This is a genomic window from Waterburya agarophytonicola KI4 (assembly GCF_020640915.1).
In the GTDB taxonomy this organism is placed as follows: Bacteria; Cyanobacteriota; Cyanobacteriia; order Cyanobacteriales; family Xenococcaceae; genus Waterburya; species Waterburya agarophytonicola.
Genome location: NZ_JADWDC010000047.1, coordinates 1 through 20,529, shown reverse-complemented (window position 1 = coordinate 20,529; position 20,529 = coordinate 1). Strand labels below are relative to the sequence as shown.

17 protein-coding genes are annotated in these 20,529 nt (G+C 38.6%); 7 read left to right on the top strand and 10 right to left on the bottom strand.

Annotated elements, in window-relative coordinates:
- Positions 1–155 precede the first annotated feature (155 nt).
- The 3 genes from I4641_RS16475 to I4641_RS16465 form a co-directional block, all read right to left on the bottom strand.
- A complete protein-coding gene (locus tag I4641_RS16475; protein WP_229641672.1) occupies positions 156–926 on the bottom strand; it encodes a cell division protein FtsQ/DivIB in 771 nt (256 codons plus the stop codon).
- Positions 927–1,133: 207 nt separating this feature from the next.
- Positions 1,134–2,765 (bottom strand): mechanosensitive ion channel family protein, encoded by a 1,632-nt coding sequence (locus I4641_RS16470; protein ID WP_229641671.1) that lies wholly within the window; start codon positions 2,763–2,765, stop codon positions 1,134–1,136.
- A gap of 35 nt (positions 2,766–2,800) precedes the next feature.
- Positions 2,801–4,000, bottom strand: a complete 1,200-nt coding sequence (locus tag I4641_RS16465; protein WP_229641670.1) for an HhoA/HhoB/HtrA family serine endopeptidase — start codon at positions 3,998–4,000, stop codon at positions 2,801–2,803.
- A gap of 410 nt (positions 4,001–4,410) precedes the next feature.
- Here I4641_RS16465 and I4641_RS16460 point away from each other — a divergent pair, with 410 nt between their 5' ends.
- Both I4641_RS16460 and I4641_RS16455 read left to right on the top strand, forming a co-directional pair.
- The gene (locus tag I4641_RS16460; protein WP_229641669.1) at positions 4,411–6,102 is read left to right on the top strand and encodes a glycoside hydrolase family 13 protein; all 1,692 of its coding nucleotides are present in this window, start codon (positions 4,411–4,413) and stop codon (positions 6,100–6,102) included.
- Positions 6,103–6,199: 97 nt separating this feature from the next.
- Entirely contained in the window at positions 6,200–6,574 is a 375-nt protein-coding gene (locus I4641_RS16455) for a hypothetical protein (protein ID WP_229641668.1), read from the top strand.
- 37 nt (positions 6,575–6,611) lie between these two features.
- Here the strand turns inward: I4641_RS16455 and I4641_RS16450 are convergent, their stop codons facing one another.
- Positions 6,612–7,241: a rhomboid family intramembrane serine protease gene (locus tag I4641_RS16450; protein ID WP_229641667.1), complete on the bottom strand. Its 630-nt coding sequence runs from the start codon at positions 7,239–7,241 to the stop codon at positions 6,612–6,614.
- A 296-nt stretch (positions 7,242–7,537) separates the two neighbouring features.
- Here I4641_RS16450 and leuB point away from each other — a divergent pair, with 296 nt between their 5' ends.
- Positions 7,538–8,629: a 3-isopropylmalate dehydrogenase gene (leuB, locus tag I4641_RS16445; RefSeq protein ID WP_229641666.1), complete on the top strand. Its 1,092-nt coding sequence runs from the start codon at positions 7,538–7,540 to the stop codon at positions 8,627–8,629.
- A 104-nt stretch (positions 8,630–8,733) separates the two neighbouring features.
- On the opposite strand, the gene glgB is transcribed toward leuB, so the two are convergent.
- Together glgB and I4641_RS16435 are read right to left on the bottom strand one after the other, a co-directional pair.
- Positions 8,734–11,028 carry a 1,4-alpha-glucan branching enzyme gene (gene glgB, locus I4641_RS16440; RefSeq protein ID WP_229641665.1) on the bottom strand — a complete coding sequence of 765 codons (2,295 nt, stop codon included), beginning with the start codon at positions 11,026–11,028 and terminating at the stop codon, positions 8,734–8,736.
- A 190-nt stretch (positions 11,029–11,218) separates the two neighbouring features.
- A complete protein-coding gene (locus tag I4641_RS16435; protein ID WP_439655356.1) occupies positions 11,219–11,509 on the bottom strand; it encodes a hypothetical protein in 291 nt (96 codons plus the stop codon).
- A 125-nt stretch (positions 11,510–11,634) separates the two neighbouring features.
- Here I4641_RS16435 and I4641_RS16430 point away from each other — a divergent pair, with 125 nt between their 5' ends.
- Both I4641_RS16430 and I4641_RS16425 read left to right on the top strand, forming a co-directional pair.
- Positions 11,635–11,847, top strand: coding sequence for a hypothetical protein (locus tag I4641_RS16430; RefSeq protein WP_229641663.1), 213 nt, complete (start codon positions 11,635–11,637; stop codon positions 11,845–11,847).
- Positions 11,848–11,888: 41 nt separating this feature from the next.
- Complete coding sequence (locus I4641_RS16425; protein WP_229641662.1) at positions 11,889–13,937, top strand: thioredoxin domain-containing protein; 2,049 nt, start codon at positions 11,889–11,891, stop codon at positions 13,935–13,937.
- A gap of 17 nt (positions 13,938–13,954) precedes the next feature.
- Here the strand turns inward: I4641_RS16425 and sbcC are convergent, their stop codons facing one another.
- Together sbcC and I4641_RS16415 are read right to left on the bottom strand one after the other, a co-directional pair.
- Entirely contained in the window at positions 13,955–16,978 is a 3,024-nt protein-coding gene (gene sbcC / locus I4641_RS16420; RefSeq protein WP_229641661.1) for an exonuclease subunit SbcC, read from the bottom strand.
- A gap of 239 nt (positions 16,979–17,217) precedes the next feature.
- Positions 17,218–17,868, bottom strand: a complete 651-nt coding sequence (locus I4641_RS16415) for an outer membrane beta-barrel protein (RefSeq protein WP_229641660.1) — start codon at positions 17,866–17,868, stop codon at positions 17,218–17,220.
- Between the two features lie 169 nt (positions 17,869–18,037).
- Here I4641_RS16415 and I4641_RS16410 point away from each other — a divergent pair, with 169 nt between their 5' ends.
- Positions 18,038–18,802: an SDR family NAD(P)-dependent oxidoreductase gene (locus tag I4641_RS16410; RefSeq protein WP_229641659.1), complete on the top strand. Its 765-nt coding sequence runs from the start codon at positions 18,038–18,040 to the stop codon at positions 18,800–18,802.
- A 284-nt stretch (positions 18,803–19,086) separates the two neighbouring features.
- On the opposite strand, the gene I4641_RS16405 is transcribed toward I4641_RS16410, so the two are convergent.
- Together I4641_RS16405 and I4641_RS16400 are read right to left on the bottom strand one after the other, a co-directional pair.
- On the bottom strand, positions 19,087–19,365 hold the full coding sequence (locus tag I4641_RS16405) for a hypothetical protein (RefSeq protein WP_229641658.1): 279 nt from the start codon (positions 19,363–19,365) through the stop codon (positions 19,087–19,089).
- Positions 19,366–19,539: 174 nt separating this feature from the next.
- Positions 19,540–19,917 carry a GxxExxY protein gene (locus tag I4641_RS16400; RefSeq protein ID WP_229641657.1) on the bottom strand — a complete coding sequence of 126 codons (378 nt, stop codon included), beginning with the start codon at positions 19,915–19,917 and terminating at the stop codon, positions 19,540–19,542.
- A gap of 223 nt (positions 19,918–20,140) precedes the next feature.
- Between I4641_RS16400 and I4641_RS16395 the strand changes: the two genes are divergently transcribed.
- A complete protein-coding gene (locus I4641_RS16395; protein WP_229641656.1) occupies positions 20,141–20,344 on the top strand; it encodes a hypothetical protein in 204 nt (67 codons plus the stop codon).
- The last annotated feature ends 185 nt before the right edge of the window (positions 20,345–20,529 follow it).

Here is a 20,529-nt window from a genome sequence, read left to right as displayed (position 1 = left end):
TCATCTAACGAATTTAGTCTATATAAAATATTAAAGTTTTTGTAATTATCGATCGCATAAATACAATTATCCTCCAAGAAATTACTGATCGAATTATTAAGTTAAAAAAAGATCTCAGGGAAAACACTGACTTTTTTGATGATTTTGCCAATATACTAGTACCTTTGAATTAAATTAGCATTAGGATTGCTTAAATCTATATAAGCAATTTTATTTTTATCAATGCGATCGTTTAGATTTTGTAATTTCAACATAATTTTAAATTGTTCTGACAATCGCGACGAATTTGTTCCTAAAGATACTCTACCTATTTTGGTTTGTAAAAATAAGTTACCTGAATGATGCCACTGCACTTCATTGATTTTTAGTTCTGGATACAAAGATATTAACTGATAGAGATTTTTCCAAGATTTTTGATAGTTGGATTGGTAATTAAGCACTACTAATTTAGGTAGAGTAAAATCACCATCGATATTGGTATAAAATTCTTGAGCTATCCATGCTCCGTCGCGGTCGAGAAAACCCATTTGTCCTGCAAAAGTCGCGATCGCAATGGGTTCTCTTTCTTCGACCGAAATAATCACTTTGGGGGGAATAATTTGTTTATTGATATGGGCGACTCTAACGGAGGGAATCGATTCTAGTTTTTGAGTTAAGTTTGTACTATTAATAGCCCAGATAAACTGAGAATAGGGAAACTCTAAAGCATGGTGAATTGTCTTCGTGCCGACTAATTGTTTACCGTTAATGATAATTTGAGATTGATGTTTGACTTTCCAAAAAGGTAGAGTTGTCAACAAACCCAAACTCAAAATTAAACTAATCAACAGACACGAACGCCATAAAGCAATGCGAGCTAGACGTTGTTCTTGAAGATCGATCGCAGCTAATTTGTACTGTAAATTGGGTGGTGGAAATGGAGTCATTTAAAGTAACTGGGTGACGGGTGGCTGTACAGACAAAACATACCTTGTCTCTTCTGGTGACTTGATCGCCAATGACAACTAACAAACCCTATCTCATTCCAACAATAACCGCTATGTTTTATTCAACCGATTATATTTTACGCCTTATAAATTGGATGAAAGGAATCGCCAAAGAAATTTCCATTAGCTAAAGATTTCATGAATAATTTAATTGCGATCGCGATTTACCGCCAACCCTGGTTCAAATAATATTTGTTGTTGGGGTACGGGAATTGAAATTCCTGCCCGATCTAAGGCAATTTTGACCCTACGGCGGAACTCTCTCGCCACATTCCATTGCTTGAGGGGTTCGGTTTTGATCCAGACGCGAATGATGACACCTCGATCGCTAAAAGAATCTACCCCTAGAATATTAGGAAACTCCCAGATCTGTTCTTTCCAATCGGGATCTTGAGTCATGACTTCGGCTACTTCCTGAATTATGGCGATCGCTTTATCGATGTTCGATCCGTAGGCGATGGGGATACTCAAGTCTGCTCTAGACCATTGGCTGGAACGGTTTGCCACGATTTCTACTGCGCTGTTGGGTACGGTAATCAATCTTCCTTCTGCATCTCTTAATTGAGTAATTCGCAGGTTGATATTTTCAACCATACCGCTGACTTCTCCAATATCAACTATATCCCCTACTGCATAGCGATCGTCCCAGATGATAATAAATCCATTGATGGCATCTTTGATCAGGTTTTGGGAAGCCAAGGATAAACCCAAACCAAAAATACCTGCACCAGCTAAGATGGGGGCAAGATTGACCCCATTAATGCGAAAAGCTACTAAAATGCCAATAATTAACCAGATTGTTGTCACTAAACTGCGTAAAATTCTGGTACTGGTGTTAATTCTTAATTTGCCCCGTTGATTGACTGTGAAATCTACCGACTGTCTTTTAATTGCTGAATTGCTGAGTTTGGCGATCGCAAAATATGTAAGACGAATCAAAATATAAGCGATCGAACCTACTGCCATAATCCGAAACGGTACTGTAGCAGCAGCAACTAATAAATAAGAAATAATTCTTGTTTGAGGAAATAAATTAAGCACGAATAAAATCCCCCCACACCAACTAATTATCTGGAGTAGTTGCAACAGGTGATATTCAATTTCGATTAAATTCCATTGTTGGCGACGGGCTAGTTGTTCGCTTAAAGATAAGGTTTTAAGAGAAGGAGAAGGGGCGAGTTTTCTCGCTAATGCCCTAAACCTTCTGATTCCTTGATTCAAAGGAAAATTGCCCAACCAAATAAAGGCTGCAATACAAATAGCAATAATGATTTGTTTTCTTTGATATTGGGGCGAATATTCACGCATCGACACAGCCAAACCTTCTTCTATTATAGATTGTAGCTGCTGCGCCCTAATAATAGCTCCCACATCATTGGCTTTGCCATCGGGATTGGTAACAGTGAATAAACGCTCTTTTTTTTCTCCAACAGTTAGATAAAGATCTTTTAAATTACCGTTGTTTTGGATAGTTACTTCTCCGCCAAGGTTGGGATCGGCTAAATAATCTGATGTTACTTTGTCGAATCGTTTTTGAATTTCATAAATTCTATCTGTCAAAGCCTCTGAATCTGTACCAGAAAGTTTAAACAAACAACGCCCATCAAGACGAATGCAAGCGGAATAGAGAGCATTATCTTGTCCTGGGCGTAATAATCGAGAATATACCGTTAGATCTTGAATAAATGGTAATTGTGCCGATGCGGGGGACGCAATCCAGAAGACTATGATAGTAACGAAGATAGATAAACTAACTAAGAATTTGCTGCTTCTGGACATAAATAAAACGGTAATAATAGCTGATTAGCTTTAGTTTACCGAATTGGTTGTTGGGGTTGAGGTAAGACACCAACTTTTACTGTAATATCTTGAGCTTTGCCATTGCGTCGCACCTTGAGAACAACTTCGCTATCGACATCAACTTTAGATACTGCGTTTTGTACCTCATCAGCTTTAGTCACAGATTTTTCAGCTACTTCTAAAATCACATCACCCGATCGCAATCCTGCCTTGTCTGCGGGAGAATTAGGTACGACTCCCGCAATGATGACACCTTGATCCGTACCGATTTCTATATCTTTCTGGCTTTTGATCTCTTGTCTTAATTCGGGGGTAATTCCTGCCATTTGGATGCCCAGATAGGGATGATCGACTTTTCCTTTGGCAATTAATTCTTCAGCAATATCTCTAGCAGTATTGACAGGAATAGCAAAACCCAATCCTTGAGCGTTTTGAATAATAGCTGTGTTGATACCAATTACTTTACCTTGGGCGTTGAGTAATGGCCCTCCAGAATTACCAGGATTGATCGCAGCATCGGTTTGAATAAAGCTAACTCGCTTGTCTGCTACCCCAATCTGCGCGCTAGATCTCCCCGTGGCACTAACGATACCAGTAGTCACTGTATTATCTAATCCTAAAGGATTGCCGATCGCGATCGCCCATTCTCCTGGTTGCAATTTTTCGGAGTCGGCAAATGTTACCGCAGGTAAGTCTTCTGCTTCGATTTTAATTACCGCCACATCAGTTAAAGAATCCGTACCCATTACTTTCCCTTCATAGGTGCGTCCATCTTTGAGGGTGACATTTACCTCGTCGCTACCATCAACTACGTGAGCGTTGGTTAAAATTAAGCCATCGGAACTTACAACAAACCCCGATCCAAAACCTCTTTGAACTCTTTCTTGAGGGATATTAGGAATCTGCGAACCAAAAAACTGACGGAAGAAAGGATCGTTTAGTATCTGGGAATTACCATTACTCACCGTGCGAGAAGCATCGATCCGCACAACAGAATTACCTACTTTTTCTACTACCTGACTGACATAGTTTTGAGGTACGGCGATCTCATTTTCTGGGTTATCGACTTGTGCGACTTTTGTTTCTTTGAAGGATTCTTTAGCAAAGCTTTGAGGTGTATTGATTAGATGGTTTCCGCCCAAAGCGATACCGCCACCGAGTATTAACAGGGATAGAGAAGTGGTTACTTTTTTCAAGGGTGTAGATTTTTTCATTATAAATACGTAAATAGTTGACTTTAAAATTATTTAGGAAGAGGCGATCTCGTATCGCCTAGATATGGTGTGAGAAATTCGTTTATAAATTAAGTAATAGCGATCGCTTCAGAAGTTTTGAGACTTGCTTTCTCGATCTACATTATTGATGTTAGACACAAGATATGTCTTTTTGATGACAATTGTTTGAATTTTCGATGGAAAACCTGTGACGCAATTATTTTTTGTCTGTAAGTGAGACTTTTTTTGGCAGTGTAACTTATAGATCGTGATCGCTACAACAGATTGATGCTCAGGATCGTTGAGAATAGAGTCGGGTAATCGATCGCGGAAACCAGAATAAAGGGATCGCAACTTTGGGCAGGAAATTAATTTAGAATGACTATAGCGTATGCTTCACGGTGATATCATTGAGCGAAAATAATACGATCGAGAATAACCCTCAAAAATTTGGGGAATGGTGGAAAAACGGTGTTATTTATCAGATTTTTCCGCGAACTTTTGCCGATGCTAATGGCGATGGTAGTGGCGATCTTCAGGGGATTATTCAAAAACTAGATTATCTCAATGATGGCAATATCGATAGTGAAGAGTCTCTACATATAGACGCTATCTGGCTTTCCCCGATTAATAAGTCTCCCATGTACGATAATGGTTATGATATCAGCGACTATTGCCAGATCGATCCTGTCTTTGGCAATATCGATGATTTTGAAACTTTGATTGCCGAAGCGCACCAAAGAAATATCAAGGTAATTTTAGATTTAGTCATCAACCACACTTCTAATAAACATCCCTGGTTTGAAGAATCTTGTGGGGAGAAAGATAATCCAAAAAGTGACTGGTATCATTGGCGAAATCCTAATTCAGAAGATGATGTTCCCAACAACTGGTTATCTTATTTTGGCGGTACAGCCTGGACTTATTGCGAAACCAGACAGCAATATTACCACCATACATTCGATAAGCGTCAGCCAGATTTAAACTGGCGCAACCCAGAAGTTAAAGAAGCGATTTATCAAATGATTCGCTTTTGGTTGGATAAAGGGGTTGATGGTTTTAGATTGGATGCATCTAGCGTTTATAGCAAAGACAAAGACTATCGCGATAATCCTTTAAAAGCAGAAGTAGAAGACAAAGAAGATTTTTCCAGTCAACATCATCTATACGATAAAGATTTGCCTGAAAATCATCAAATAATTAAAGAAATTCGTGCCATTATTGACGAGTATGACGATCGCCTTTTGATTGGAGAAACATTTATTAGTAGCGGACTTTATGAGTCGGTTATGTTTCGCGGAGTAAATAACGACGAGTTACATCTACCCTTTACTTTCGATTTTCCCTTTAGTCCTTGGTATCCAGGTCATTTACAAAAAGAAATTGCCAAAAAGGAATTAATGACTCCTGATGATGCTTGGTCGGTATATTTTTTAGACAACCACGACCTTTCTCGTCATTTATCCCGTTGGGTTGACTGTAGCTTATGCGATAATTCCGTTGGTATTGCTAAAGCTGCTGCTACTATCTTACTCACGGTCAAAGGTACGCCTGTTTTATATTACGGACAGGAAATTGGCATGGTGGACCATAATAATATTCCTTCTCACAAACTACGCGATCGCGCTACTATTGCTCATGAAGGGGAATCGGCTTCTAGAGATAAAGTACGCACGCCGATGCAGTGGGATAATTCTAATCATGGAGGGTTTAGCTTTGGTAAAGATGTCGAACCTTGGCTACCAGTTAATGATAATTATCAAGAAGTTAATGTTGCTGCTGAATTTAAAGATGAAGGTTCTATTCTCAATTTTTATCAAGCTTTAATTAGAGTTAGAAAAAAAAGCCATGTTTTACAAAAAGGTTGCTGGCGAACTTTAATTCACTATCCTTATGAACATCTAGCTTATGTTAGGGAAACTGAGAGCGATCGAGTATTAGTTGTCATTAATTTTTCCCATGAAAAAGAACTACAAGTAGACGAATATATTGACTGGGAAAATTGGCAAGTATTATTATCTACAGATTATCCAACCGATCTAGTGATGGATTTACCTAAAATATTAAAGCCTTTTGAAACTTCTATCTATCAGAAAAGATAATTTATAAATTCCCCAGATTGTCGTTCGATAGTTGTTCGGTTATAACGGGAGTATTGATGAAGTTTATTACTAATTAATTAGATTAGTAATTGTCACAATGAATACTCATGAAGAAAGTAATCGAGCCAAGAAAGCTGCTTTATTAGCCAAAAAAGATCGCGAAAATATTATCAAAAATGGTGTCAATATACTCCAACATTATCGTAGTGGTTGGAGCGTAGTGGAAATAGCAGCTGCAACTTGCGAATCAGAAAACACCTCGATCAGAATTTCTGCAATTAGAAATTTTATTAATCAAGTAAATTCAATTATGGGTTTAATAAAATCCCACGTAGAAGGATTGTCAGATCGAGAAATTGCTCAAAAACTCAATCTCGAAGTTGGTATTGTAATGGAAGAACTTAAATGGTTTCAGAAAAGTCATATCGTCACCCAAAAAGGACAAGTCTGGATACACAAAAAATATGAATAAATTATAAATTAAGGAGAGAAGTAATTTAATTTACTACTTATTGTACTTCTTTCATTTTGAATTTAATAAACACTAAAACACTACTAATTAAAAAGCCAATAATAAAACCAAATAGATGACTGTGGAAGCTCACTTGAGGAATTATATTATCAAAAATAAATTGAATAATAATAATTAAAATAACTTGCTGTAATCGCCGTTTTGCAGTTAGAGAATATCTTTTTCTCAGCCAAATTTGTAGTGAGATGGCTAAAATAGCTCCGATTAAACCCATGATGGCAGCAGAAGCACCAACTAAAAAAACATTACTCAATCCCAATTGAAAAGCTAATAAAGAAAAAGTAAGCATCGAGCCAATACCGCTGACCAAATAAATAGTTAAATAATATTTTGCTCCCAAACTTAATTCAATCAAACGCCCAATAAAAAAGAGAGACAACATATTAGTCGCCAGGTGAAACGAGCCATAATGCAGAAAATTTGCGCCAATCAAACGCCACCATTCACCAGCCCATACCTTTTCAGGAATTAAAGCTCCCAAACGCTCTAAAGCAATCGAATTTTGACTACCGCCAAATTTAATTTCTAAGGCATACACTAATAAATTGAGAGCAATTAAAATATAAGTAGTGTAGGCAATTCCAACCTGACGATCGCTTTGTCTCATATGAAGATTTTTTGAATTGGTACAGTCAATAATTTTAGTAATTTCAACAATAAAAACTAAGTATTGAAGATTTTTGCATCCAGTAAGGCGATCGCACTTTCTGAATTAATAATTTAATGATGTCATCATACCCCTTTGTTTTGTCAAAGTAAGATAAACACAATACTTTCGTAAGAGTTGCTTGCGATCGATCCCTCGATGCTTTCTCAAGTCTTGGCTTGTGGCTGATTACATTACGCGGTAAATTAATAGCTGTTGCAAATCGCTTCTTTTAAAAAATAATTACCATAGCTACCATGAGCAAACAGCACCACATTACTTTACTTCCTGGGGATGGTATTGGTCCCGAAATTATGTCTGTCGCAGTAGAAGTATTAAATGCGATCGCCTTAAAACACGATTTCAAATTTACTTTTACTGAGGCTCTCATTGGTGGTGCTGCGATCGACGAAACAGGCGAACCTTTACCAGAAGCGACTTTAACTGCCTGTCGCAACAGCGATGCGGTGTTATTAGCGGCTATTGGGGGTTATAAATGGGACAATTTACCCCGCCACCAACGTCCTGAGACTGGTTTGTTGGGAATGCGCGCGGGATTGGGATTATTCGCTAACCTTCGACCAGCAACTATTTTACCTCAGTTAATTGATGCTTCTTCCTTGAAAAGAGAAATCGTAGAAGGGGTAGATATTATGGTGGTGCGAGAATTAACTGGAGGAATCTACTTCGGACAGCCTAAAGGCATATTTGCTACCGAAACAGGAGAGCAACGAGGGGTTAATACGATGGCATATAGCGTGAGTGAAATCGATCGCATTGCCAAAGTCGGCTTTGAAACCGCCCAAAAACGCGGCGGTAAACTATGCTCGGTAGATAAAGCCAACGTCCTAGATGTCTCTCAATTATGGCGCGATCGCGTTACTGCTATGGCAAAAGACTATAGTAATGTGGAATTGAGCCACCTGTATGTCGACAATGCAGCCATGCAACTTGTCCGCGCCCCCAAACAATTCGATACTATTGTTACGGGCAATCTATTTGGCGATATCCTTTCCGATGCTGCTGCGATGCTCACGGGAAGTATTGGGATGTTACCTTCTGCTAGTTTGGGGGAAGCTGGCAAACCAGGAGTATTTGAACCCGTACACGGATCTGCCCCCGATATTGCAGGACAAGACAAAGCTAATCCTTTAGCCCAGGTACTTAGTGCAGCCATGATGTTGCGCTACGGTTTAAACGAGAGTAAAGCTGCAACGGAAATTGAAGACGCAGTTAACCAAGTATTAGATAAAGGCTATCGCACGGGCGATATTATGTCCGAAGGTATGAAGGCAGTGGGATGTCAAGAGATGGGAGAGGTTTTGATTAAATTGATAACTGATAATTGATAAGGATATCGTCTTTTTAAAAGATAGCTTTGATAACTTTTGATGTAAAAAAGAGGGTGAGCTTTGCCCACCCCCAAATAAATTGAATTAAATCACAATATAAATTAATTACCTTGTAGTGCTGCTTGAGTTTTCTTGCGATCAATTTTAAACATCAAGACGCCCAAGGGAGGCAGACATACATCCAAGGAATAGGGCATATTATGGAAAGACCAATCATCAGTCCACTTCCCGCCATAATTACCCATGTTGCTACCGCCATACTTACTAGCATCGGTGTTAAAGATTTCGGTGTAGAAACCTTTTTCGGGAACACCGACACGATAATGACTGTGAGGCTGGGGGGTGAAGTTACAAATAGCGACAATAAACTCATTGGGGTCTTTGCCACGACGAATAAAGGCTACAACGCTATGACGATTATCAGTACAGTCAATCCATTCAAAACCTTCCTCTTCAAAATCACGACTATATAAAGCAGGTTCGCTTTGATAAAGACCATTAAGTTCGCTAAAGAACTGTTTTAAAGTTTTATGGTGATGATATTGCAATAAACCCCAATCTAAGTCTGCCCAGACATTCCACTCATTCCATTGAGCAAATTCCATGCTCATAAACATAGTTTTCTTACCTGGGTGGGCAAACATATAACCAAACAGACAGCGGACATTAGCGAACTTTTGCCATTCATCTCCTGGCATTTTGCCAATGATGTTACTCTTGCCATGAACAATCTCATCGTGAGATAGTGCCAGCATATAGTTTTCGCTGTGGTGATACCACATACTAAAAGTAAGATTGTTTTGATGGAACTGTCTGAACCAAGGATCCATGTTGAAATAATCCAACATATCGTGCATCCAACCCATATTCCACTTCATGTTGAAGCCCAAACCACCAGTATAGGTAGGCCAAGATACCATCGGCCAAGAAGTTGATTCTTCAGCAATGGATAATACTCCAGGGAAATAGCTGAACAATAGACTATTAACTTGACGCAGGAAATCAGCAGCTTCGATATTTTCGCAACCGCCATACTCATTGGCAATCCATTCTCCATCTTTACGACAGTAATTGAGGTAAAGCATAGAAGCTACCGCATCGACTCGAATACCATCAATGTGATATTTATCAAACCAGAATAAAGCATTAGCCACCAAGAAGTTACGGACTTCGTTGCGGTTGTAGTTGAAAACTAAAGTTCCCCATTCTTTGTGTTCGCCCTTGCGAGGATCTCCGTGTTCGTAGAGATGAGTACCATCAAAGAAAGCCAAACCATGTCCGTCTTTGGGAAAATGACCAGGAACCCAATCGACAATTACGCCAATACCGTTTTCGTGGCATTTATCAACGAAATACATGAAATCTTCGGGATTACCATAACGAGAAGTGGGAGCATAATATCCCGTAACCTGATATCCCCACGAACCATCAAAAGGATGTTCGGCAACAGGTAATACTTCAATGTGAGTGTAGCCTAATTCTTTGACATAAGGAATTAGTTTATCTACTAATTCGTAGTAGCTTAAATAACGCGCTTCTTCTTTCCATTCTGAGACGATTACGGGTTCGCCTTCTCCCGATAGCAATTTGGTAGGTTCGTCCGCAGAAGCGTGCATCCAAGAACCTAAGTGCATTTCGTATACAGAAATAGGTTGTTCTAAAGGCTTGCTATTACGACGCTTTTCCATCCATTCCGCGTCATTCCATTCATAACTGCTCAGATCTGCCACAATAGAAGCTGTTTTAGGTCTAACTTCTTGTTGAAAACCATAAGGATCGGACTTTTCGTAAATATGTCCTTCCCAGTTTTTCACTTCATATTTATAAGCCGTACCCACCGTTAGTTCGGGAATAAACAATTCCCAAATACCACTGCTACCTTTACGCATCTGGTGTTTTCTGCCATCCCAGCTATTAAAATCTCCTAAAAGAGAGACATTACGGGCATTAGGAGCCCAAAGTGCAAAATACACTCCTGCGACACCATCTATTTTGGTGGTGTGCGCCCCTAGTTTTTCATAGATACGATGGTGATTGCCTTCAGCAAATAAGTGAATATCTACATCTGTAATTCTGGGAGAACTGAAAGCATAGGGATCGTAGACTACTCGTTCTTGATCTCCTTCTTTGATACGCAGTTGATAGTTGGAGAGATTGGGATTTTGAACTACACAAACAAAGAAATGAGGATTGTGCATGGGTTGCATGGGATACTCAGTTCTTTCTTCAGGACAAACTACCCAAGCTGCACTAGCATCGGGTAAATAGGCTCTGATGACCCAACTTTCGACTTTTCCATTTTGTTCGTAAGGATGACGACCTAAGACTTCAAAAGGGTTATGATGGAGGTTGTGGACGATCTGATTGACTTGTTCGGGCGCAATGGTGATAGACATTAAAGTACCAATATCCAAGTATGTATGTAGGTATGTAGTAGCAGTGGTTTTTTAAAAAGGATTGCTAGCTGAAGATCTAGAGAGACTAGATTTAAACTGCGATAATTGAGTTTTGTGAACTATTTGTATACATACTTTAACTATTTTTACGCAATATATAAAATAATTATTGATTTTTTGACAAAATTAACTAATAAAAAGGGATTACGGTTTTCAATAGTTTTCTTAGCTGTAATAAGAAAATTAGTTGTTGGATATCAGGATTTATTTGAGGACTATTAATACTTTCGGCTAACTCGGTTTTCAACTCTTGGTATTGGGCAGCAGATAGTGGTTTACCATCAATAGGCGATCGCCCTTCCAAAATTATCTCAGTTCTGAGTATTTCTTCGGGGATATCTTCTGGAGGAGGTAAAGCAGATGCCCGATCGCACATGATTAATGGCAACAAAAAGACCGTGATTGATAGTTTTTTGATCATGGCAACCGAGGTGCAAAGGAGTAAACCTTGCTACAGTGTTAGTAAAACTATTGTATGAGCTTATATGTCCATTGCTATGAATTTTAGAAATCTCATATTTAAGACTATAAGCGTGTTTATTTATAATGTCTTCTCCTGAAAAACGTTTGAGAGTCTTCCGCAAGCTTCCTTTAAGAGCGCAGTTAGCTACGATCGCCTCGACGAAAGCTAATGCTGTTCTTAGTAAAAATTTTGAATATCTCGCTAGTTTAGAGCAAGTTCATGCTGAATGTTTAGCTAATGCTACCCCCGAGGAAAAACGTATTTACAATAAGGCAAAAGAACTACTTGAAGAATAAGGAATATTGATAACTGATAAATGTTTAATGGTAAACAATCAATGGCAAATCATCTTGCATCGAGTCAAAGTCTTTATTTACGCAAACATGCAGAAAATCCCATCGACTGGTGGTATTGGTGCGAGGAGGCATTGGAATTAGCCAAACGAGATAATAAACCCATATTCCTCTCTATTGGTTATTCTAGCTGCCACTGGTGTACGGTGATGGAGGGAGAAGCCTTTTCCGATCGAGCGATCGCTGATTACCTCAATGATAATTTTGTACCGATCAAAGTCGATCGCGAAGAAAGACCTGACATTGATAGTATTTATATGCAAGCCTTGCAGATGATGACTGGACAAGGTGGTTGGCCGTTAAATATTTTTCTTAACCCCGAAGATCTTGTTCCTTTTTATGGCGGTACTTATTTCCCCGTTCAACCTAAATATGGTCGTCCTGGGTTTGGGGAAATTCTTCAGGCAATTCGGGGTTTTTACGACCGCGAACCTGAAAAGCTGACGGCTTTTAAAACGGAAATTATGAGCAATCTTCAGCAATCTGCCTCTTTCCCCGTCAATCGAGAAGATATTCTCACTAAAGAGTTGCTATATCGTGGAATAGAAGTTAATTCGGCTGCAATTCAACCCAACGATCCTGGTCGTCCTAATTTTCCGATGATTCCTTATGCAACGATCTCTTTACGGGGTAGCCGTCTGAAGCATGAGTATCAGTATAATCCCCAAGATTTGTCCCAACAGCGAGGCTTAGATTTGGTTATGGGAGGAATCTATGACCACGTAGCAGGAGGATTCCATCGCTATACTGTAGATAATTGTTGGACAGTTCCCCATTTTGAAAAGATGCTCTATGATAACGGTCAAATTCTTGAGTATTTGGCTGATTTATGGAGTAGTGGAGTACGGCAACCAGCTATTAAAAGAGCGATCGCAGGTACGGTAAGTTGGTTGCAACGAGAAATGACCCATGATCGTGGTTATTTTTATGCAGCACAGGATGCGGATAATTTTACTAGCCCCGAAGAAGCCGAACCAGAAGAGGGTGCTTTTTATGTCTGGAGTTATAGAGAGCTAGAATCTAGGTTGAGCGCGACGGAATTAGCCCAATTAGAGCAGGAATTTGATATTACGAGGAATGGTAACTTTGAAGGAAATATTGTCCTACAGCGTTCTAAAAGCGACGTATTGTCGGATGACCTAGAAGGAGCTTTGAATAAGTTATTTGAGCTACGCTACGGAAAATCTGACTCAGAAATAGCTGTTTTTGCCCCAGCCAAAAATAATCGCGAAGCCAAAAATACTAATTGGTTGGGACGCATTCCCCCCGTCACCGATACTAAAGCGATCGCAGCTTGGAATAGTCTAACTATATCGGGTTTGGCTAGAGCCTATGGAGTTTTTCAAGAACGAGCTTATTTAGATTTGGCGGGTAAAGCGGTTAAGTTTATTTTAGATAATCAATGGCTAGAAGGAAGATTTCAACGGCTTAATTATAATGGGGTGGTAACTGTCCCCGCACAGTCGGAAGATTATGCTTTTTTGATTAAAGCTTTGTTGGATTTGCATCATGCTTGTCCTGGGGATTCTCAATGGTTGGAAGAAGCCCTTAAGGTTCAAAATGAATTTGACGAACTACTATGGAGTATTGAAACGGGGGGATATTATAACAACTCTAAGGATGGGGGCAAAGAATTGCTAGTGCGGGAACGCAGCTATATGGATAATGCTACTCCCTCCCCTAACGGAATTGCGATCGCCAACTTAGTCCGTTTGGCATTACTAACCGATAATCTGGAATATCGCGATCGCGCGGAACTAGGTTTGCAAGCTTTTGGTACAGTGATGGAAAAGTCTCCCACGGCTTGTCCTAGTTTGTTTGTCGCCCTAGATTGGTTTTTACACGGTACTAGTATTAAAACAAGTCAGGAAAATATCGAACAGTTAGGCAATAAATATTTACCTACTACTGTTTTTCGAGTGACAACAGATTTGCCTGAAGGTAGTATTGCTTTGGTGTGTCAGGGTTCGTCTTGTCTCGAACCTGCAATTAGTTTGGAGCAAGTTTTAGCACAAGTTCAATCTGTTGTTTAAATTCTACACAAAAAATATTAATTAGATACTTGCAAAGTAGAACCGCGATCGCCTTTATAAATTTCGATTCTAGTTTGAAAAGCTTCTTTAAATTGGGGCATATGGGTAACAGTTAAAATACAGGCAAAATCTGAAGCGATCGCATTTATTGCTCCGACTAATCGATTGCATCCTTCTGCATCTTGCGTACCAAAACCTTCGTCGACAATTAACATTTGTAGGGATGTTCCCGAACGTTGAGCTAATAGTTTGGCTAAGGCTAATCTGACTGAGAAATTAATCCGAAATGCTTCTCCTCCAGAATAGGTTTCATAGGCTCTCGTACCGCTAGCATCAGCAATGACAATATCTAGAGTATCGATTAGTTTGGTTTTTTTCTTGGATGTTCCTTTAGTCGCTTTTTGAGTTAGAAATTGGACGTGAAATTGATTCCCCGTCAGCCTAGCTAAGATCTGGTTGGTTTCGGCTTCTAATTGAGGCAAAATATTTTCAATTGTCAGAGCTTGAATGCCATTTTTGCCAAAGGCTTGGGTCAATTCTTGATAGATTCGATATTGTTTTTCGTCTTCTTTGAGTTGTTTTTCGGTATCTTGGTGGTGAATTTTTAAATTATCTATTTGACTAATAGACTGTTGCAATCTGCCACTACGAGAGATTAGTTCGTCTAATTGTTGGCGACGTTGATAAATTTCTCGCTCTAAAACCTCTATTTCTTGGCGACGATCGATAATATTAGCTTGTTGTTGGAGATGATCTTGGAGTTGTGCTTGAATTTTTTGCTTCTCTTGGGATCTAGCTTCTAATAGTCCTTCTAGTTCGATTAATCTAGCTCGAATTTGAGGATAATCTTGTTGAGCTTTTTGTAATTCCTGATATTTAAACTGCCAATTTTGAGATTCTCGAAGAGAGTTTAAAAGATTTTGATGTACGATGCGATCGTAACCTAAATCCTCAATTTGGCGATCTATACCATCAATTTGCTGTTGTATGGGAGAGTTAATATGGAGCTTTTCTAAAGAAGTTTGTAAGTCGTTGATCTCCTTAATTAATTCTGGTTTTTGTCGATCTAATTTTGCTTGACGTTTTTTCGCATCTTCAATCTTTGCCTGTTTAATTTCTGCCCAACGTAAATTATTAACTTCTCCCCGTACCAAAGCATGAGTTTTTTCGTCATAATTAAGAGTTTGCAATTCCCCTTCAATACGCTTAATTTCTGTCTGCAACTCTACTGCATAATTACCGTTGCGTAGAGACAATTCCAAATTATCTTTTTCAGTTTGAGTAGTCTGCAAGCGATCGTAAAGTTCTTCTGTGGCTAATAATTGAGCTTCCAATTGTCCGTATTGTTGTTGCAAAGAATCGTAAGGAGAAATTTCTCGGGATATTTCGTGATATTCGGCGATGAGCAATTGTATTTCGCGATCGCAAGTAGATAATTGTTCCCGAATCACCCAAATTTGTTCTTCTATTTCTTGCTGTTTTTTCTGAGTTTTATCCACCACTTGATGGCGATGATGTTCGTCGAGAGAGCGATCGCACAAAGGACATACCGCATCGGGATTATCCAGCATTTGGACTTTTTGCTGAAGTTCGTAAATTTGTCGTTCGTAAATTCGTTGATTTTCTTGTAATTTAGTTTGAAAATCTCGTCTTTCTGTTCCTTTCTCCTTAACTCTAGTTTGATATACGCGCTTTTTATTTAATTCTTCGATTTGAGCATCTACCGTTAACAATTGATGGCGTTGTTCGGGAACTTTATCAATAGTTTCTGCTAGTTTTTGAGCCGAATTATGGAGTTGTTCCAATTTTGCCGACAACATAGCTTCCTCTCGATTGATAAGGGTTTCCAACTCATTTTTTTGTTTAATTAAAGGAGATATATATTGCTGGAGTCGGTCTAATTCTTCTAACTGTTGTCGACTAGTTTGGATCTTAACTAATGCGGATTCTACATCTTTAGTTTTAGCCAAAACTTTTAGATTATCTTGCTCTTGCTGTTCGATACCTTCTAAACGAGTTTGTATGCGATCAATCTGCAAATTCAAATCATTCTTTTGCTGCTCTAATTCCTTTTCTAACTGTCGCTTTTCCTGTTGGGCTTCTTGATGAATAGCAAACTTACCCGACAACTCATTTTCTTGAGTTTGCCAAGCAATAAACTGATTGTATCCACTAACAATCTCAGCCTCTTGCTCGATCAAATTAGTAACGGCTGTTAATTGCTTTTGGAGAGAGTTAATATCTTGGACAAGGCGATCGCAATCCTGAGTAAGATTCTGATGTTGGGTTTGTTGAATAGCCAACTGTTTTGACCAAGTTTGACGCTGATAGTCAATTGCCCTCAACTCTTCTAAATTCTTACGGCTTTGCTCTTGTTCCTCTTGCAATTGAATCAATTCTTGCTTTAATTCGACTAATTCCGTGGCAATCTCGGCTCTTTTAGTTAATTCTACTGCTAAAGGCTCTAAACTCTTTTTTAACTGTTCTATCTTGCCCTTATACTCCTTCGCCGTATCCTTCGCTTTCCCTGACAACTCTTCATAACGATCTAACTTCAACAAATCTGCCAAAACTTGCTTGCGATCGCTCGGACGACGTAACATAAACTCATCCGCCCTTCCCTGGCGCAAATAAGCCGAGTTAGTAAAAGTATCGTAGTCTAGCTTCAAACAAGAAACAACCTCCTCCTGAGTAGCCCGCAAACCCTTAGCGGTGATCGAGCGAAAACTACCCGCTTTAGTCTCCACTTGAAACTCTAAGGTGCTACTTCTACCCCTAGTACGAGATCTGATAACCCGATATGTTTGCCCGTTGCAACTAAAATCAAAATCAACCCGTACGCTTTTGGCACCACCATTAATCACATCATCTTCTGTTGCTGCACGACTTTTTCCCCATACCGCCCAAGTAATTGCTTCCAATAGAGACGATTTCCCCGCCCCATTTGCACCGCAGATACAGGCGGTATGTAACCCGCGAAAATTTAAAGTCGCATCTCGATAACTCAAAAAGTTTTTTAAGGTTAGCTGCAACGGAATCATGCTTTATGACAACTTCCTGTAGTAAAAAATAATGCTGTTTAGTATCTTTGCATTAATCTTTAGTCTAGGGTCGTATTCTCAAGGATTCTAGCTTTTCTGGATGTATTTTATAAAAATTAACAATGTGCTTGTCCGAAAATTGCCAGACAAACACCAAAAAAGCCAAGGAAAAAAAATCCTTAGCTTAAGAGGAGTATTTAAACTGAGTCTTTTATATTACTCAAATAAAATTCAAAATATTAGAGGTTGAATAATATTCCACCATCAACACCGAAAGTATCAAAAGTGTTTTGAATTCTACCTTGACCATAAGCATTTAACTTCTCACCGATGGGGAACATAGCTCCTGCTTTAATTTGAAAATCAAAATCAGTATCGCTAACATCTACAAAATCATTACCAACAGAAAATCTACTCAAACCAATACCAGGAGCGACAAAGGCTGTAATATTGCTGTTCTTAAACTTGTATTCAAAGCGGGGGTTGAAGTAGAAACCCAAAAATGTTGCTGTTTCAGTATCTCCCAAGAAACCACCAAAACTATCAGTTCCAGCAAAACCAAAGGTAAATTCAATTTCTCCGCCGATATACTCATTGTATCTCGTACCAGCAAATACATGACCGAGAACGCCTAAGTCTAGTCCGTCGCCAAAGAATATACCAGCACCGCCACCAACAAAGTTATCTTTGAACAAGCCTTGACTAGTACTTCTAGTTCTTCTAGTACGACGAGTTTGAGCTACCTCTTCTCCAGTCTCTTCATAGGTAACATCAAAAGTATTGCAAGCTGCTTCGGCTTCACAAGATACTTTATAATCTTCGATATTTTGCGCTTGTACTGCACAGGGAATACTTAGAGCGACTAAAGTTGCTAAAAGAGTATTTTTCATTAGTTATCCTTACACCACATAAAAAACTTTGGGTATAAGTATAACTGTAACTAAGACAATAGCAAATAAAAAAAATCAGTAAATATCCTTAATAAATAGCTAAATAGATTGATAAAATCAATACTTGAGTAAGATTTTCGGGTAATATAAATTCTTAATTTCAAAAAAAATGTTATCAGGAATCGATCGCGCCAGCGCTTTAATTGTAGGAGCAACTCAGGGAATAGGATTAGGATTTGTCAAGGCTTTATTACAACAAAAAAATGTAGAACGAGTTTTTGCTACCTATCGTCATAGTGCAACTGCTGAAGAATTATTTACGTTACAAAAACAATACGGCGATCGCCTACAATGTATTCAGGTTGATATTACCCAAGAATCTCAAATAGCAGAAGGTGTTAAACAGATTCAAGAGTTAACAAAGCAATTACACTTAGCTATATATTGCGTCGGGGTATTGCACGAAGGAAATTTAAGTCCAGAAAAAAGCTTGAGACAAATTAATGCGGATAATCTAATCTATTCCTTTCAAGTAAACAGTATCGGTGCGGTGTTGTTAGCCAAACACTTGATGCCCTTATTCAACAAGAGTCAGCGCAGTATTTTTGCCAGTATTTCAGCCAAAGTCGGTAGCATTGGAGATAATCGCTTGGGGGGTTGGTATGGCTATCGAGCTTCCAAATCTGCACTAAATATGTTTTTAAAAACCACGGCGATCGAATACAGTCGTAGATGTCCTAAAACTATCGTTGTCGCACTTCATCCAGGTACTACTGATACGAGACTTTCTCAACCCTTCCAAAAAAACGTACCTCCAGGTAAACTATTTCCCGTCGCTCATACCGTCGATCTCTTATCCAAAGTTATCGCAAGTTTAGAACAAAAAGATAGCGGGGAGTTCTTCTCTTGGGATGGAAGCAGATTACCTTGGTGAAGAATTGATTGTGAAAAGAGGAAAAAGGCGATCGCATTTTTGAAGTTGAAAATTTGTTTTGTCTCTCGCAACCCTAAAGGATACCGCTTCGCATAAGACGCAGAGGCACAAAGAGGGGTGTATGTTGGAGAGAAAAGCGATCGCCCTAAGCTTTATTTCATCAACCCAACCAGTTTATTGTCATTACCCCGATTATAAATTGAATTGCCAAATAGAAAATGAAATTCACTAGTTATTTAATAAGGCGATCGCTTTTCAAAATCGAAGTATCATTTAATTCCAAACTATAAATTTTCAAGTGCTTTTCTTAGAACTTTTTCTCCTCCCCATGCTCTTCGCACGTTGTTTGGATCGATAATTCTGCAATTTCCAAATACTTTATTTTTCTGCAATTTCCACCCATTGATATTTGCAATATTTTCCCAAAATACTTCGCCACCCATAGTCGAGGTTTCGATATTAGGCATTGGAGAATCTAAAACATTGAGGAGACGACCTATAACTTGAGGATCTGTAGCAATTTTTGTCAATCCTTTAATTAAGAGTATTTCTGTATATCCCATTTTTTTATACATAAAGGTTTAATTTTATTGTTCCCATATTTCATTCATATTGTAGAGACTGGCAAAAGCAAGATCGCTTTTTTTAGTCAAGAAGTTATTTGGTTTTGTCTCTCGCAACCCTAAAGGATACCGCTTCGCATAAGGCGCAGAGACGCAAAGGAAGAGAAAGAGAGTTTACAAGTTATTGGCAATGCGAGTAATGCCGTTCTTGATTAAATCGGTGTTGAAGTTAATTAATAAACCTAAACGCTTATTAGTCAGACGAAGATAAGTTAAAAGCTGTTTTTTATGAACTGGGGCGATATGTTCTACAGATTTCAATTCGATAATTACTAAATTTTCTACTATCAAATCTGCTCGAAAACCTTCCCCTAAGTGTATCCCCTCATAAACAATAGGAATTGGCTTCTGTCTTTCAAACCTCAAACCTCGCTTCTGTAACTCGTAAGCCATAACCGCCTCATACGCAGACTCCAACAAACCCGCACCCAAACCAGTATGAATCTTGTACGCAGCGTCTACAATCTCCCTACTAATCTCATTCTCCCTCATTCCTTACCCCCTTTGCTTCCTTTTCCTATCATTCCCAACACCAAGTAAAAAAACTCTTAGCGTCTTAGCGTCTTTGCGAGAGATTAAAAAGTTTCACGCAGAGGCGCAAAGGCGCAGAGAGAGATAGCAAAGAATTTATTTATAAGACTTTAGATCACTGACGTTTATTAATTTTTATTTGATAGTTAAATTAAATAATTACAAAATAAGCTACATATTTAAAATGTTTTTTGAAATCGCTAAATTTGCAATGGACGTATCGGGTTTAAATACACAACAAAAAGTTGCTGAATGGGCAAATGCAAATAAAATTAATCCTTTTGATATGGGAGCAAAAAATTATCAACGCTGTCTATGGGATTTAAAGTTAGGCGGTAAATATCATGAACTCGAATACGACGAAGATGGAAGTCTTAAATATCAATAAATATTTATAGGAATCAAATAAATATGGATGCAGCTAATATTAGTTACGAACTACATATACTCAAAACAGTAATAAATAATCACTTAGATAGTATTTTACCTTCAGATGCGAATAAAGCATTGTATTTAATTCCTGGCTGCCTGACACATTTATTTGAGGATAGTTAAACTCTGAGGCATTTTAAT